General features: G+C 63.1%; 14 protein-coding genes. 1 reads left to right on the plus strand and 13 read right to left on the minus strand.

Annotated elements, in window-relative coordinates:
* Positions 1-16 precede the first annotated feature (16 nt).
* From HFRIS_RS20170 to HFRIS_RS20225, 13 genes are all read right to left on the minus strand, one after another.
* The gene (locus tag HFRIS_RS20170) at positions 17-1006 is read right to left on the minus strand and encodes an ABC transporter permease (protein WP_006464841.1); all 990 of its coding nucleotides are present in this window, start codon (positions 1004-1006) and stop codon (positions 17-19) included.
* Positions 1007-1059: 53 nt separating this feature from the next.
* On the minus strand, positions 1060-2628 hold the full coding sequence (locus HFRIS_RS20175) for a sugar ABC transporter ATP-binding protein (RefSeq protein ID WP_006464842.1): 1569 nt from the start codon (positions 2626-2628) through the stop codon (positions 1060-1062).
* Positions 2629-2776: 148 nt separating this feature from the next.
* Positions 2777-3721 (minus strand): sugar ABC transporter substrate-binding protein, encoded by a 945-nt coding sequence (locus HFRIS_RS20180; RefSeq protein WP_006464843.1) that lies wholly within the window; start codon positions 3719-3721, stop codon positions 2777-2779.
* Between the two features lie 513 nt (positions 3722-4234).
* On the minus strand, positions 4235-4360 hold the full coding sequence (locus HFRIS_RS25970) for a hypothetical protein (protein WP_006464844.1): 126 nt from the start codon (positions 4358-4360) through the stop codon (positions 4235-4237).
* A gap of 490 nt (positions 4361-4850) precedes the next feature.
* Positions 4851-6035 (minus strand): Na+/H+ antiporter NhaA, encoded by a 1185-nt coding sequence (gene nhaA / locus HFRIS_RS20185; protein ID WP_006464845.1) that lies wholly within the window; start codon positions 6033-6035, stop codon positions 4851-4853.
* Between the two features lie 220 nt (positions 6036-6255).
* Positions 6256-6693 (minus strand): universal stress protein, encoded by a 438-nt coding sequence (locus HFRIS_RS20190; protein ID WP_006464846.1) that lies wholly within the window; start codon positions 6691-6693, stop codon positions 6256-6258.
* A 253-nt stretch (positions 6694-6946) separates the two neighbouring features.
* On the minus strand, positions 6947-7747 hold the full coding sequence (gene hutG, locus HFRIS_RS20195) for an N-formylglutamate deformylase (protein WP_006464847.1): 801 nt from the start codon (positions 7745-7747) through the stop codon (positions 6947-6949).
* Between the two features lie 10 nt (positions 7748-7757).
* Positions 7758-9191 carry a formimidoylglutamate deiminase gene (locus tag HFRIS_RS20200; protein WP_039876646.1) on the minus strand — a complete coding sequence of 478 codons (1434 nt, stop codon included), beginning with the start codon at positions 9189-9191 and terminating at the stop codon, positions 7758-7760.
* A 98-nt stretch (positions 9192-9289) separates the two neighbouring features.
* The gene (locus tag HFRIS_RS20205; RefSeq protein ID WP_006464849.1) at positions 9290-9952 is read right to left on the minus strand and encodes a HutD/Ves family protein; all 663 of its coding nucleotides are present in this window, start codon (positions 9950-9952) and stop codon (positions 9290-9292) included.
* Positions 9942-10715, minus strand: a complete 774-nt coding sequence (locus HFRIS_RS20210) for an amino acid ABC transporter ATP-binding protein (protein WP_006464850.1) — start codon at positions 10713-10715, stop codon at positions 9942-9944. Before HFRIS_RS20210 ends, HFRIS_RS20205 begins: the two co-directional genes overlap by 11 nt.
* On the minus strand, positions 10715-11380 hold the full coding sequence (locus tag HFRIS_RS20215) for an amino acid ABC transporter permease (RefSeq protein WP_006464851.1): 666 nt from the start codon (positions 11378-11380) through the stop codon (positions 10715-10717). Before HFRIS_RS20215 ends, HFRIS_RS20210 begins: the two co-directional genes overlap by 1 nt.
* A gap of 193 nt (positions 11381-11573) precedes the next feature.
* Positions 11574-12326 (minus strand): glutamine ABC transporter substrate-binding protein, encoded by a 753-nt coding sequence (locus tag HFRIS_RS20220; RefSeq protein ID WP_006464852.1) that lies wholly within the window; start codon positions 12324-12326, stop codon positions 11574-11576.
* A 122-nt stretch (positions 12327-12448) separates the two neighbouring features.
* Positions 12449-13186 (minus strand): IclR family transcriptional regulator, encoded by a 738-nt coding sequence (locus tag HFRIS_RS20225; RefSeq protein ID WP_039876652.1) that lies wholly within the window; start codon positions 13184-13186, stop codon positions 12449-12451.
* A gap of 262 nt (positions 13187-13448) precedes the next feature.
* Between HFRIS_RS20225 and HFRIS_RS20230 the strand changes: the two genes are divergently transcribed.
* Positions 13449-14171: a GntR family transcriptional regulator gene (locus HFRIS_RS20230; protein ID WP_006464854.1), complete on the plus strand. Its 723-nt coding sequence runs from the start codon at positions 13449-13451 to the stop codon at positions 14169-14171.
* Positions 14172-14238 lie beyond the last annotated feature (67 nt).

Raw genomic sequence — 14238 nt, forward strand, 5'->3', positions numbered from 1 at the left:
GGCGTGGGTGCTGCCGTCAGCGAGCGTGGCGCTGGCCACGACGACGATAGGTGTCCAGGATCACGGCCACCACGATGACCGCGCCGGTGATGATGCGCTTCATCGGCTCGCTCACGCCCACCTGCGCCAGGCCGGCTTCCAGTACCGAAATGATCAGCACGCCGATGAAGGTGCTGACGATGGAGCCACGCCCGCCCATGAGGCTGGTGCCGCCGATGACCACGGCCGCGATCACCTGCAGTTCCATGCCCACGCCGCCGTTGGGATCGGCCGCTTCCAGGCGCGACACCTGGAACAGCGCTGCGATGCCGGCCAGCCCGCCCATCAGGGCGAAGGCCAGGATCTTGCTGGGGTTGGGATTGACCCCGGACAGGCGCACCGCTTCTTCGTTGGTGCCGATACCGATCCAGTAGCGCCCCAGGACGGTCCGCGTGAGCACCAGTTGCGCAATGATGACGATGGCAATGGCCGAGAGGAAGGCCGGCGACATGCCAAACAGCACCGGCGAGCTGATGACGTCCACGGCGCTGCCGATGTATTCGGTGCGCGAGTTGGTGACCTGGTAGGCCAGGCCGCGGGCGATTTCCAGCACGCCCAGCGAAACGATGAAGGACGGAATGCGCCAGTGCACCGACACCAGACCGGTCAGCGTGCCGCACAGCGCCGCAACCACCACGCCCAGGGGGGCGGCGGCGTACAGCGGCCAGCCCCAGCGCACCATGGCCATGGACAGCATGGAGGCCGCCAGTGCCATCACCGAGCCGACCGACAGGTCGATGCCACCGATGATGAGGATGAAGGTCATGCCCACCGACATCACCACCAGCGGCGGGATGTCATTGGAGAGCGTGATGAAGGTGGCCGCACTGAGGAAGTTTTCACTCAGGAAGGCAAACATCACGCACATCGCCAACAGCGCGGCGATGAGGCCCAGGTAGTTCTTGAAACCGGCCAGGTAGGCCGCTTGCCGGCTGGCGGCAGGAGTGGAGGTAGAGGAAGTTTGCATCTGTCTCGTCAATTCTTGGCAGTTGAAGTTCTGGCTGGGCGCAGGCGGCCCGCTCAGGCCGTGTTGCCGGCCACATGGGCCGCTTCGGCGGCTTCCTGGCGTCCGACATAGCCACTGAAGGCAGCCGCCAGGATGCGTTCCTGCGACCAGTCGTCACGGCTGAAGGTGTCGGCGATGCGGCCGGCGCTCATGACGGCGATGCGGTCGCAGATCTGCATCAGTTCGCGCAGGTCGCTGGAGACCACCAGCAGGCCCTTGCCCTGTGCCGCCAGTTCGGCGAAGAGGCGGTAGATATCGGACTTGGCGCCGATGTCGATGCCCCGGGTGGGCTCGTCGAAGAGCATGATCGGGCAATCGCGGTACAGCCAGCGTGCGATCACCACCTTCTGCTGGTTGCCACCGGAAAGTTCACCGGCAGCCTGCGCCACGCCGGCACTGCGGATGCGCAGTTTCTTCACATAGTCGCGAGCGACGTCGGCTTCGGCCGCGTGGTCCAGCATGCCGCCCCGGCTGACGCGGCCCAGATGGGCCAGCGAGGTGTTCACGCTGATGGCTTGCGGCAGCAGCAGGCCCTGCCCTTTGCGGTCTTCGGTGACCATGGCAATGCCGGCCTTGACCGCATCCTTGGGACTGCGGATGCGGGCCGGTTGCTGGCCGTCGCCGATGAAGACTTCACCCTGGTCGGCGCGATCGGCGCCGAAGATCAGGCGCAGCAGTTCGGTGCGGCCCGAGCCGATCAACCCGGCGATGCCCAGCACCTCGCCGGCATGCAGGGCGAAGCTGGCCGGCTGTACCACGCCGGCCCGACCCAGACCGCGCACGCGCAGCAGGGGCGCGCCGATACGGCGATGGCCGGCGTCCAGGTCAACCTTGGTCAGTTCGCCGGCCATCAGTTGCACCAGTTGCTCGGTGGAGTAACGGCCGATGTCGTCGTTGCAGACCAGCTTGCCGTCACGCAGCACCACGATGCGGTCGGCGATGCGTTTCAGTTCTTCCAGCCGGTGCGAGATGTAGATGATGGCCACGCCTTCGGCGCGCAGGCGCTCGATGCGCGAGAACAGCAGTTCCACCTCGCGGTTGGTGAGCATGGCCGTGGGTTCGTCCAGGATCAGGCAACGGCAGCTGCCGATCAGGTTGCGGGCGATCTCGACCATCTGCTGATGGCCCAGACCCAGGTCGCCGACCGGTGTCCACGGATCCAGCTCGCCCAGGCCGACCACTTCCATCTGGGTACGGGCGGCCTCGGCCAGTTTCTTGCGGTCGATCCAGCCAAAGCGACGCGGCAGCTTTTCCAGGAACAGGTTTTCGGCAATCGACAGCGTGGGGATCAGGTTCAGTTCCTGCATCACCATGCGGATGCCCAGCGCCTCGGCCTGGGTGCGCGACACCGGTTGATAGGCTTGGCCATCCAGGGTCATCTGGCCGGCACTGGCATCGACCAGGCCGCAGATGATCTTGGACAGCGTACTCTTGCCGGCACCGTTTTCGCCGGTCAGGGCCAGCACCTGGCCTGGATGCAGATCCAGGTCGATGCCGTCCAGTACCGGTGCGGCATAGCTCTTGCCGATGCCGGACAGGGTCAGCAAGGCGGCGGTTCGGGAGGGGGAGTCGTTGGGCTGCATGGGTCTTTGGCGCGCATGAAGCGGCGGCAGAAAGGACGATGAGGAAACAAAGGCCTGCGCCGCAGAACGGGCGCAGGTACCTTGCAAGTGAGACGCGGGTGGCTGCACTAGCGCACTAGTGCAGGCCTGCGCCGCGCTTGCCGCCAGCTTACTTGGTGACCAGCGAGACCTTGGTCTCGACCACGCCGCCCAGGGCGCTTTGCGGCTTCTTCTCGGAGACCGCCTTCAGGGCGGTTTCGATGCCGAACACGGCCTGCTGCTGGGCGAACTGGTCAACAGTGGCCAGCACGCGGCCATCCTTCAACATCGGCTTGATGGCGTTGATGTTGTCGTAGCCGACCAGTTGCACCTTGCCGGTCTTGCCGGCGGCGCGGATGGCGGCCACGGCGCCCAGCGCCATATTGTCATTGCCGGCCAGGATGGCCTTGATGTCCGGATGGGCGTTCAGGATGGAGGCGGCAACCTTGTTACCCTGGTCGATTTCCCACTGGCCGGACTGCACGGTCACCACATTGGCACCGACGTCCTTCATGGCATCCTGGAATCCCAGGGTGCGCTGCTGCGCATTGAAGGTGGTGGAGACGCCTTCGATGATGGCGACCTTGTCACCCTTCTGCAGTTGCTTGCCCAGGTAATCGCCGGCCAGCTTGGCGCCCTTGCGGTTGTCCGGGCCGACGAAGGGCACGGTGATGCCCTTTTCCTTCAGCGCCGCGTCATCAAGCTTGTTATCGATGTTGACCACGATGATGCCGGCGTCGATGGCCTTCTTGACCACCGGGACCAGGGCCTTCGAATCGGCCGGGGCGATGACCAGGGCGTTGACCTTGGAGACGATCATCTGTTCGACGATCTTGATCTGGTTGGCGGTGTCCTGCTCATCCTTGATGCCGTTGGCGATCAGGTCGAACTTGCCGGCATTGGCCTTCTGGTATTCGCGGGCGCCGTTCTCCATGTTCAGGAAGAACTCGTTGGCCAGCGACTTCATGACCAGCGCCACCTTGGGCTTGGCCGGGGTCTGCGCCAGGGCGGCGCCGGGGAGGACTGCACAAGCCAGGGTGGCAATGGCGAAATGGCGGCGGGTGAATTTGTTCATCTGGGTCTCCAGTATTGATGTTGCCGGCGTTTCCTAGAAGATAGACGCCGTTATCGTTGCGCAAACGTTTGCGCGAGTTGGAGAATAGCACCGCAAAATAAGAAAATAAAGCTGCAGTGCAGCTTTTTTTTTCATTTTGCGGGGACGGCAACGGAAGTTCAAGGAAGGGCTGGATACCTCACCCAGCGCGGCCCTGCGCGCAGTTGGAGCGCAGTCGGAGGGCCAATACAAACGGCGGGAGGCGCCGGCATGGCACCTCCCGCCGTGATGAAAGTACGGAGGAACTGGAGATACGAAATTCAGGCAGCCGAGCGGTAACCAGCGCAGCACCGCTCCCATGTCCAGGCCCCTGCCCGGGATGGAAGACGGCATGCTTCAGGCCGGCGACTGGTTTGGCGCTCTCGTCTGCGCTCTCGTCTACGCTTCAGGCAGGTGCTGCATGTTGCACGCAACCCGCCGACTGCGACGCACCGGATCGAGGCCGGCGCGCGCCCTGGCAATCCTGTACGGGGATCAGTGACCGAAATGGGTACGGCGCCAGACGTAAGCACCAAAGGCGCAACTGCCGATCACCACATACAACGCATACCACGCCAGCATCTGGCTACCATAGGCCATCAACATTTCCATCAGGTTCATGTCTGTCTCCTCTGCTATGACTGCTGCGCTGTTATTCGCGCAGCTTATCGTCCCAAGGGATGAAAATGTCGAAACAACAACATCCCCCACTTGCTGCGGGCCTTGCTGTCACCCGAAAACGGCTCGGCGCCCTTCCACGCCGCGCCGATAAAGGCCCGTGCAAATATCTTCCTACTGCCAAATGATGATGTAAAGAATCCATTATTCCGCGCAGCAGCATTTGGCGCCGGCCCTGCCCTGCATCAACGGAACCAAGCAGCAGTGCGCATTCTCACGGATGAGCACATAAGCCCATTGCAGGGCGGATATGCACTAACGGTGTGCAAAAACTTAATTTTTGATCAATCTTTTGCGTTGCAAAACCGAAAGTTGTGGAATAGTCGCCAAACGACGACGTGATGCGAATTTGATGCGGGATTGGGATGCTTTTAGGCGGCATCCGCCCTGCTTGCCGCCCCGACATGTCGCGATGGCCTGATGTTCACGCCGCTTATATCTTGCGCCACAACACCAGCGTTCCGCACAGGCCTGCCAGGATGGAGCCGCCCAACACGCCGAGCTTGAGCTTGGCTTCGAAATCGGCGCCCAGGCCCTGGAAGGCCAGGCCGCCGATGAACAGGCTCATGGTGAAACCGATCCCGCACAGCATGCACACGCCGATGAACTGGCGCGTGGTGGCGCCGGCCGGTGCATCGGCCAGTCCGCTGCGCACCATCAGCCAGGCGGCGCCGAAGACGCCGATGGTCTTGCCCAGCACAAGGCCGGCGGCAATCCCCAGCGGAATCGGCTCGAACAGGCTGCCCAGCGACATCCCCTGCAGAGAAACGCCGGCATTGGCAAAGGCGAACATCGGCAACACAAGGAACGCCACCCAAGGGTGTAGCCCGTGTTCCAGTGCGCCGGCCAGCGGCTGCTCGTCGGCATCGCGCATGGGAATGGCCAGCGCCGTCACCACCCCGGCCAGCGTGGCATGGATGCCGGACTTGAGTACGCAGACCCAGATCACCAGGCCCACCAGCAGATAGACGTCGGCGCGGCGCACGCCGCTGCGATTGAGCAGCACCAGCACCAGCGTGCCCATGCCGGCGCCGGCCAGCATGCCCAGTGAGAGGTTGTCGGTATAGAACAGGGCGATGACCACAATGGCACCCAGATCGTCGATGATGGCCACGGCCGTCAGGAACACCTTGAGCGAAGTCGGCACCCGTGAGCCCAGCAGCATGACGATGCCGATGGCAAACGCGATATCGGTGGCGGCCGGGATGGCCCAGCCGCGCAGGGCGACCGGGTCGCCGAGATTGATCAGGGCATAGATCGCGGCCGGCACGACCATGCCGCCCAGGGCTGCTGCGGCGGGCAGGATGGCCTTCTTGCGCGAGGCCAGTTCGCCTTCCACGAATTCGCGCTTGATCTCCAGCCCGACCAGGAAGAAGAACACCGCCATCCACAAATCATTGACCCACAGCAGCAAGGGCTTGGACAAGACCACCAGTCCACCGATATCGACCGTGCCCTGGATGCGCGTAAAGGCCTCGTAGGCCTGACGCCAGCCACTGTTGCTGACCAGCAGCGCCAGTACGGCGGCAATGGCGAGCACGATGCCACCGGCCGCTTCATGCGCGAAGAATCGGGTAAAGGCGTTACCGCCCTGGGATTGGTGAGGGGTGTGGGCCAATGGCTGCTCCTTGTTGTCGTTTCATGAACCAGGCCAGACTGTAACAAGGCAGCGCCCGTTCTCCAAGTCTTGACGATGGCTGGGACGACTCCCACCGGTACATCAAGCGCAAAAAAAAAATGAACAAAAAAAGGGCCGTCCCTCTCCACAGGAACGGCCCGACCCTCCACACCACAAACCTTATACGGTACGCCCCGCTACAGGGACGCGCCTTGATGGATCAACGGAACACCAGGACTGGCACCTTGCTGCGTGCCAGCAGCTTCTGCGTCTGGCTGCCCATGAGCAGCCGGCCCAGCGTCGAACGCGCCTTGGAGGCCATGAAGATGGCGTCGCAGTGTTCGCGTTCGGCCACGCGCATGATTTCTTCGTAGGGGCGGCCGCCCTGGGCCACCTGCACCGAGCAGGGAACGCCCTGCTCGCGCGCCATTTCAGTGATCATTTCCACGCTGGCCATGGCACGTGCGCGGCCGGCTTCATCGGTACGGGCCACGTCCACGCCGACACTGACTTCGGGGATGGACAGTGCTCGCAGATTGCCGGCCACCGACAGCCCCACCAGATTGCTGCCGCAGCTTTTCGCCAGTGCGATGGCCGCCTTCACGGACTCGTTACACAGACGGGAACCATCGGTTGCCAGCAGTATGTTCTTGAACATGATGACCTCAGGGGGTGACAGGATTGGCGTCGGACTCGTTGTGCATTTCGCCTTGCGTATTGCGTCGAGCTCGTATGACTGCATACTAAGGCCGCGCCATCTGAAGCGACTTGACATGCATCAAGCGCCACGGGCTCGCCAGGCCCGTCGTGCGCGCATTTGCGCTGGATCAAACGGCGCCCTGCCCGGGAGCTGCGGATGCAAAAACGGCCTGCGCAATGGCAGGCCGTCCGCTGGCATCCAGGGTGCTCGTCTATGTCGGACGAAATGCCAGGAAGCGCTCCACCAGTCGCTGCAGCACCGGCTTGAGCTGGCCGGCCAGGGTGTCATCCAGGGCGTACGGGGCCTCTTCCTGCATGTAGCTGCGCTGGGCCAGTTCCAGCTGCATGGCGTGGACCTGCTGCGCCGGCTGTCCGTAGTGGCGCGTGATATAGCCGCCCTTGAAGCGGCCATTGAGCACCGCCGGATAGTGCGGCGCCAGTTGCTGCGCCAGCGCCAGCAGATCTTCGCCCAGGCCCGGCGCGCAGGCCGCACCACTGGCGTTGCCGAAATTGAAGACCGGCAGTTCGCCCTCGAACAGGTGCGGGATGAGCGAACGGATCGAATGCGCATCCCATAGCAAGGCGTATCCGTGGATGGCCTTGAGCCGCGCCAGTTCGCCCTGCAGGGCGGCATGATAGGGATGCCAGTAGATCTGCAGGCGGCGCGCGATCTCGGCCTCATCCGGCTCGCAGCCTGGACGATACAGGGCGACGTTGTCGAAGGTGGTCAAGGGGCACAGGCCCGTGGTGTTCTGCCCCGGATACAGGCTCTGCCCATCGGCCGGGCGGTTCAGGTCGATGGTGTAGCGCGAGTGGAAAGGTCGCAGCACCGAAACGCCCAGGGTACTGGCGAAGTCATAGAGCTCGGCGATGTGCCAGTCGGTATCGTCAACCTGCAGGCCGGTCTCGCTGAAGGACGATTGCAGGTCCTGCGGCAATTGCGTGCCGACGTGCGGCATGGAAATCAGCAAGGGGGTGCTGCCCTGATGCAACTGGTAGATATCGTTCGACATGGTTTCTTCCTCAGTCCTTCAATAGTTCGGCAACGGCACTGCGATAGGCGCGGCGGGCGCTGTCTTCCAGCGCATGATGACCGGCCGCGACCACCTGGCGGCCGCCAACGTAGACATCGCGAATGGGCTGGCCGTCATGTTCGCAGAAGACCAGCGCCGACAGCAGTTGCTCCGGGCTACGGTCGGCCAGGTTGATGTCCTCGCCGTCGAGGACGATGAAATCGGCACGCTGGCCCACGGCCAGCCCCGCCACCGGGCGTCCGCTGGCAGCGGCACCACCCGCCACGGCACGGGCATACAGGCGCTCGCCGACGATGGGCTCGGCTTCGGAAGCCAGCACGTTGCGGCGGCGATGGTGCAGGCGCTGCCCATACTCCAGCAGGCGCAGTTCGGAGCGCAGGTTGATGGCGATATTGCTGTCCGAGCCGATACCCCAGCGCGTATCGGACTCCAGCAGGCGGGCCGCATCGATGATGCCGTCGCCCAGATTGGCTTCGGTCGTCGGGCATAGCCCCACGACAGCACCACTGACGGCGACGGCCTGGTATTCGGCAGCATCCATGTGGGTGGCATGCACCAGGCACCAGCGTGCGTCGATGGCCTGCAGCGAGTGCAGCAACTGCACCGGTCGCTGGCCGCACCAGGCCAGGCAGTCCTGGACTTCACGTTCCTGTTCGGCGATATGAATATGCACCGGGGCATCCTGTCCGCCGGACTGGTGCCGCAAGCCGCTGACCAGTTCCTCCAGTCCTGCCGGCGATACTGCCCGCAGCGAATGCGGTGCCACGCCATAGCGGCGCATGGGATTTTCCGGCAAGGCGTGCAGCAGACGCTCGCGCAGGGCCAGCAGGCTCTGTGCCGTGCCGATGAAGCGCGCCTGCTCGGCCGAGGTCGGCTGGCTGCCGAAGCCACCATACTGGTACAGCACCGGCAGCAAGGTCATGCCGATGCCGACATCGCCGGCCGCCTGCATCACCCGCAACCCCAGTTCGGCCGGATCGGCATAGGCCACGCCGCCGGGGGCGTGGTGCAGGTAATGGAATTCACAGACCGAGGTATAGCCTGCCTTGAGCATCTCGATGTAGAGATGGCGGGCGATGGCTTCCAGATGTTCCGGTTGCAGGCGCTGGGCGAAGCGGTACATCAGCTTGCGCCAGCTCCAGAAGGAGTCGGAGGGGCTGCCCATGACTTCGGTCAGCCCGGCCATGGCGCGCTGAAAGGCATGCGAGTGCAGATTGGGCATGCCGGCGATCACCGGGCCGCTGGCGACAGCAGCTTGCCCGGGGGCCTGGTCGGGGCGGGCTTCGATGAGCGCGCCGGTCTCGTCCCAGCGCAGCATGACATCGCGGCGCCAGCCTTCCGGCAGCAGGGCCAGTGGGCAGAATATCGTGCCGCCGGCAGAGGGAGTGAGGTGTTGTGGGTCTAGTTCGCGAGGCGATGCCATGTGCTCACCTTTATTATTGACGTTTCTTGAAAATGGATGCCGGGCAAGGACATACCGCTTGCAGCGGGTGGAAGATGACCGTGCCGGCACTTGAGGTACTAGCTCTGCGTTCCTTCAGGGTTGGGGCGGATGCAGACCGCCAGCACCACGCTGCCGGGCGTGCACAGCAGATCCGGCTGGCGCGTGCCGTGACCGTCACGCAGGCGGGCGAATTCACCGCAACGCAGGGCTTGCTGCAGACCGCTTTCGTCCGACAGGCAGGCCGCGCCACGCGCTACATACAGCAATGCGGTATCAGCCGGCAGGCAGCGGGAATTCTGCTCGCGCAAGACCACCACCTTGCCGCTTGCGCGTTCGCGCCGGACCATCAGGTTGAAGTCCAGCGTCGGCGCGCCATGCAACTGGACACTGATGGCCTGTTCACCCGGGAACTCATGCGGTACGAAGCATTCTGCCAGATCGTGGACGCGCGCTCCGTCGGTATACATGCCAAAGCCACCACCTTCGAGCAAGACGATGGTGCGGTCGATGCCGTTGAAGGTCGAGAACGCACCATCGGCACCCACGTCGGCCACGCTGACCCGCCACAGGAAACCGGCGAAATCCGACTGCGGTGGCTCCACGCAGAGCTCACGCGTCTGCCCGCCCTCGTTCTTCCAGGGGACGGCAGTGATGCGGCCCAGTTCGCCCACGAACTGGATGGGGCTGGCCGGTTTTTGCGCGCGGGCCGGGGCCTGTGTCTGGCTCAGATCAAGCGCCATGGGCGACCTCGCGTGCCAGCATGGTCTGCAGGAAGCTGCGGGTACGGGCTTCGCGCGGCGCAGTGAAGATGGCCGACGGCGGGCCGGATTCGACGATGCTGCCGTGATCCATCACCACCACCACATCGGCCACTTCGCGGGCAAAGCCCATTTCATGGGTGACGATGAGCATGGTCATGCCTTCGGCCGCCAGGTCCTTCATCACCTGCAGCACTTCGCCGACCAGCTCCGGGTCAAGCGCCGAGGTGGGTTCGTCGAACAGCATGACCTTGGGGTCCATGGCCAGGGCACGGCCGATCGCCACGCGCTGCTTCTGGCCACCGGACAGCGTGCCGGGGAAATCCTTGGCCTTGTGTTCCAGGCCGACCTTCTTCAACAGCCGCAGGCCATGCTCCTGTGCCTCCTTGCGCGGCACGCCGCGCAGGCAGGTGGGGGCCAGGGTGATGTTGTCCAGCACGCTCAGATGGGGGAACAGGTTGAAGGACTGGAACACCATGCCCACTTCGGCGCGCAAGGCGTCGAGCTTGGTTTCGGGCATCATCCGACCGCCCTCCACCACCGGATGGCCGCTGACCACCACGGTGCCGCCTTCGGCGGTCTCCAGGCCGTTCAGGCAGCGCAGGAAGGTACTCTTGCCACTGCCACTGGGGCCGATGATGACCACCACCTGGCTGGGTTGGACTGAAAAGTCGATGTTCTTGAGGACGACATGACTGCCAAAGGATTTCTGCAATCCCTTGATTTCGACGATGGGCTGCGACATCAGACCCTCCCTTCCGAACGCAATACTTTTTCGATCCGGCGCAACACCAGGGTGGTGGCGCTGGTAAGGACCAGATAGATGACGGCGATGGCCAGATAGGTCTCCAGCGACCGGTAGGTCACGCTGATGATCTTCTCGCCCTCATGCATCAGGTCGGCGATGGTCAGCAGCGACACCAGCGCCGAATTCTTGATCAGCGCGATGAATTCATTGCCCAGCGGCGGGATCATGCGCACGAAGGCCTGCGGCAGGATCACGCGGCGCATGGCCATGCGGTAAGGCAGGCCCAGCGAGCGGGCCGCTTCCATCTGGCCGCGCTCGATGGACTGGATGGAACCGCGCACGATCTCGGAGACATAGGCCCCGCTATAGATGCCCAGCCCGAGAATGCCGCAGACATAGGCCGGCAGCAGCAGGCCCAGGTGCGGCAGCCCGAAGAACCACAGGAACAGCTGTACCAGCAGCGGTGTGCCCCGGACCAGGGTCAGGTAGACGGTGCAGATGCCGTAGATGAAGCGTCGCTGCGGGTTGAGACGACCCAGGCCCACCAGCAGACCCAGTACACAGCCCAGCACCAGCGAGGCGGCGGTGATTTCAACCGTGACCAGGGTGCCGTGAAAGAGCGCCGGCCAACTATCCCAGACGCCTGAAAAATCCAGATTCATGAAGTGCTCCGGCAAAAGAGGTCCCGTTCCCGGTCGGATCGTCAACGGGCCGGGCCTTGTGCGGTCTCAAGGAAGGAAGATGCGTGAAACTGCGTGAAAAATGCAGGAAAGTATGCACGTAAGGCAGCGGCCGTCGGCCTCACCGGCTCACGCCGGCCGCTACCCCGGCCCAAGCCGGTGCTTGAAACGTAGCTTACTCGGCCTTGCCGAACCACTTGTCGGTCAATGCGGTATAGGTGCCATTGACGCGCAGGGTCTGCAGGGCCTTGTTGAGTTGCTCGGCCAGCTCGGTATCGCCCTTGCGCATGGCGTAACCATAGAGCTCGGTGGTCAGGCCCTTGTCCAGCACACGTACCAGCGGCTGGGTACGGGCATATTCCACCGCCGCGGGACGGCCGGTCACCACCGCATTGACGCGGCCGGTGGCCAGCAGGTCGAACATGGCCTGGTTCTTTTCCACTTCCACGCGCTCCACGCCCGGGTAGTTGTCCTTCAGGTAGCTGACCGACTTGGTGCCCACCTGGACCGAGACGCGCTTGCCCTTGTTCAGGTCGTCCGGCACCTTGATGCTGGTGTCGTCACGACGCACCAGCACGGCCAAGCCGCCACGGTAGTAGGGATCGCTGAAGTTGACCACCTTGCGGCGCTCGTCGGTCATGTAGATGGCCGATGCGGCGATGTCGAAACGGTTGGAGATCAGGCCGGGAATGAGGCCCTTGAAATCGATATCGACCCACTGGACCTTCTTGCCCATGGTCTTGGCCAGGGCTTCGATGAGTTCGATGTCGAAGCCGGTGCGCTTGCCGTCCTTGACGAATTCCATTGGCGGGAAGGTGGCGTCGGTGCCTACACGGATCACGTTGTCGGCGGCGTGGGCGGCCGGCATGACGGCAGTCAGCATGGCAATGCTGGCGGTGAAGGCGCAAAGAAGCTTGGAAATCTTCATCATGAGTTCCTCAATAGAAACGACAACATGGACTGGACGCCGGAGCATTCCGGCGCGATGGACTGCAAAATCCCTGGGGCATTCCGCCCGTCACGCCCCTAGGACGGCGCGACCGGGCAGGTTCAAAAACGATTACAGATGCGCTGTGCCGCTTCCACCGTCATGCGCACCAGTTCCTGCTCGCGATTGCCCACGCGCAGCGCCGGTGCCATCAGGGTGATGGTGCCTTCCAGACGGCCATTGGAGGTCATTATGGGAACGGAGACACCCCACACGCCCAGGTCGACTTCGCTCTCGCTGATGCAGTAGCCGCGGCGACGGATTTCATCGAGCTGGGCTTCCAGCGCGGCGACCTCTTCCGGCTTGTCCACGAGCTGGTCGGCCACCAGTTTCTGTTGCAGCTTGCGCGGCATGAAGGCCAGCAGGCTCTTGGCCGAAGCGCCCTTGAGCAGCGGATGCGCCCGACCCTTGGTGAAGGAACAGCGCAGCGGCTGGTCGCTTTCTTCCATGGCGATGCACACCATCTGGCCATTGATCGGCACCAGCAGGCCCACGCTCTCACCGCTGCGCTGAACCAGGGAGATGATCTCTTCCCGGCTCTGGCTGATCAGGTTGGAATTCTGGTCAAAGCCCCAGGCCAGTTGCACGCCGGTCGGACCAGGCTCGAAGGTGCCCGAGTTCATATGCTCCTGCAGCAATCCCCACTTCTTCAGCGAGGCCAGGTGGCGATAGACGGTACTGACCGGCTGTTGCACCATCGCAGCAATCTGCTTGGCGCTCACGGGCTTGCCGGCACGAGCCACGCCCGCGAGGACGTGGAGTACGCGGTCAACAATGGTAGAGGTTTGTGGAGAGTCCATGACGGAAATATAAGGTTAAATTCTCACTCTAGGTGAACGATTCCCGCATATAGGGAAAAAATTTGAAAAAATTTGAAAGGACATTTCACGTATTCCCAAGCGGCGGGTGAATTTTCTCACCTGTAACGAAAATTTCCTCATGCTATTTTTTAACTGCCTAGTGCTTAAATTGTTATGGTGTCGACACTTCTTCCCTTTTTTAATCAAAGTGCTATGATTAACCGCATCAATTCCCTTAGATTGTCGACACGGTAAAAATGAGATGAGCGAGCTGATTGCGTTGCCCAGTGCCGAACGTGAAGGAGAAACACTGTCCGAACACGTTTTCCGCAAGATCCAGAGCGCCATCGTGCAGGGCGAAATCGCGCCCGGCAGCAAGATTTCCGAACCCGAACTGGCCCGCACCTATGGCATCAGCCGTGGACCATTACGTGAAGCCATCCACCGGCTGGAGGGCCAGAACCTGCTGGTGCGGGTTCCGCATGTGGGGGCCCGGGTGGTCTCGCTGACGCTGGAGGGGCTGGTGGAACTGTTCCAGATCCGCGAATCCCTGGAAGGCATGGCCTGCCGCCTGGCCGCCCAACGCATGAGCCGCGCTGAACTCGACGAACTGCGCCGGGTGCTGGAAACCCACGAGAAGGATGAAGCCTTCCAGGCCGGGCGCGGCTATTACCAGCAGGAAGGCGACTACGACTTCCATTACAAGATCATCCAGGCCAGCGGCAACCAGATCCTGACCCGCATCCTCTGCGGCGAGCTGTACCAGCTGGCCCGCATGTACCGCATCCAGTATTCCGCCGCCCCCAACCGCCCGCGCCAGGCCTTTGCCGAACACCACCGCATTCTCGATGCCCTGGCCGATGGCGACGGCGAACTGGCCGACTTGCTCATGCGGCGCCACATCGGCGCCTCCCGTCGCAACATCGAACAACAGATCGCGCAGAGGGAGAGCGGCAGCGCGAACAGCAGGCGCGATCAGGCCTGAGCGCAGTCATCGCCACGAAACAGCCCAACCCACAATCATTCCAATTCCATCAACGAGACACGAGCCA

This window comes from Herbaspirillum frisingense GSF30 (assembly GCF_000300975.2).
GTDB lineage: Bacteria > Pseudomonadota > Gammaproteobacteria > Burkholderiales > Burkholderiaceae_D > Herbaspirillum > Herbaspirillum frisingense.

What these genes read in the sequence shown, in the direction of transcription:
- HFRIS_RS20170 (WP_006464841.1), bottom strand. Translation starts at nt 1,006, where the DNA reads ATGCAAACTTCCTCTACCTCCACTCCTGCCGCCAGCCGGCAAGCGGCC.
- HFRIS_RS20175 (WP_006464842.1), bottom strand. Translation starts at nt 2,628, where the DNA reads ATGCAGCCCAACGACTCCCCCTCCCGAACCGCCGCCTTGCTGACCCTG.
- HFRIS_RS20180 (WP_006464843.1), bottom strand. Translation starts at nt 3,721, where the DNA reads ATGAACAAATTCACCCGCCGCCATTTCGCCATTGCCACCCTGGCTTGT.
- HFRIS_RS25970 (WP_006464844.1), bottom strand. Translation starts at nt 4,360, where the DNA reads ATGAACCTGATGGAAATGTTGATGGCCTATGGTAGCCAGATGCTGGCG.
- HFRIS_RS20190 (WP_006464846.1), bottom strand. Translation starts at nt 6,693, where the DNA reads ATGTTCAAGAACATACTGCTGGCAACCGATGGTTCCCGTCTGTGTAAC.
- hutG (WP_006464847.1), bottom strand. Translation starts at nt 7,747, where the DNA reads ATGTCGAACGATATCTACCAGTTGCATCAGGGCAGCACCCCCTTGCTG.
- HFRIS_RS20200 (WP_039876646.1), bottom strand. Translation starts at nt 9,191, where the DNA reads ATGGCATCGCCTCGCGAACTAGACCCACAACACCTCACTCCCTCTGCC.
- HFRIS_RS20205 (WP_006464849.1), bottom strand. Translation starts at nt 9,952, where the DNA reads ATGGCGCTTGATCTGAGCCAGACACAGGCCCCGGCCCGCGCGCAAAAA.
- HFRIS_RS20210 (WP_006464850.1), bottom strand. Translation starts at nt 10,715, where the DNA reads ATGTCGCAGCCCATCGTCGAAATCAAGGGATTGCAGAAATCCTTTGGC.
- HFRIS_RS20215 (WP_006464851.1), bottom strand. Translation starts at nt 11,380, where the DNA reads ATGAATCTGGATTTTTCAGGCGTCTGGGATAGTTGGCCGGCGCTCTTT.
- HFRIS_RS20220 (WP_006464852.1), bottom strand. Translation starts at nt 12,326, where the DNA reads ATGAAGATTTCCAAGCTTCTTTGCGCCTTCACCGCCAGCATTGCCATG.
- HFRIS_RS20225 (WP_039876652.1), bottom strand. Translation starts at nt 13,186, where the DNA reads ATGGACTCTCCACAAACCTCTACCATTGTTGACCGCGTACTCCACGTC.
- HFRIS_RS20230 (WP_006464854.1), top strand. Translation starts at nt 13,449, where the DNA reads ATGAGCGAGCTGATTGCGTTGCCCAGTGCCGAACGTGAAGGAGAAACA.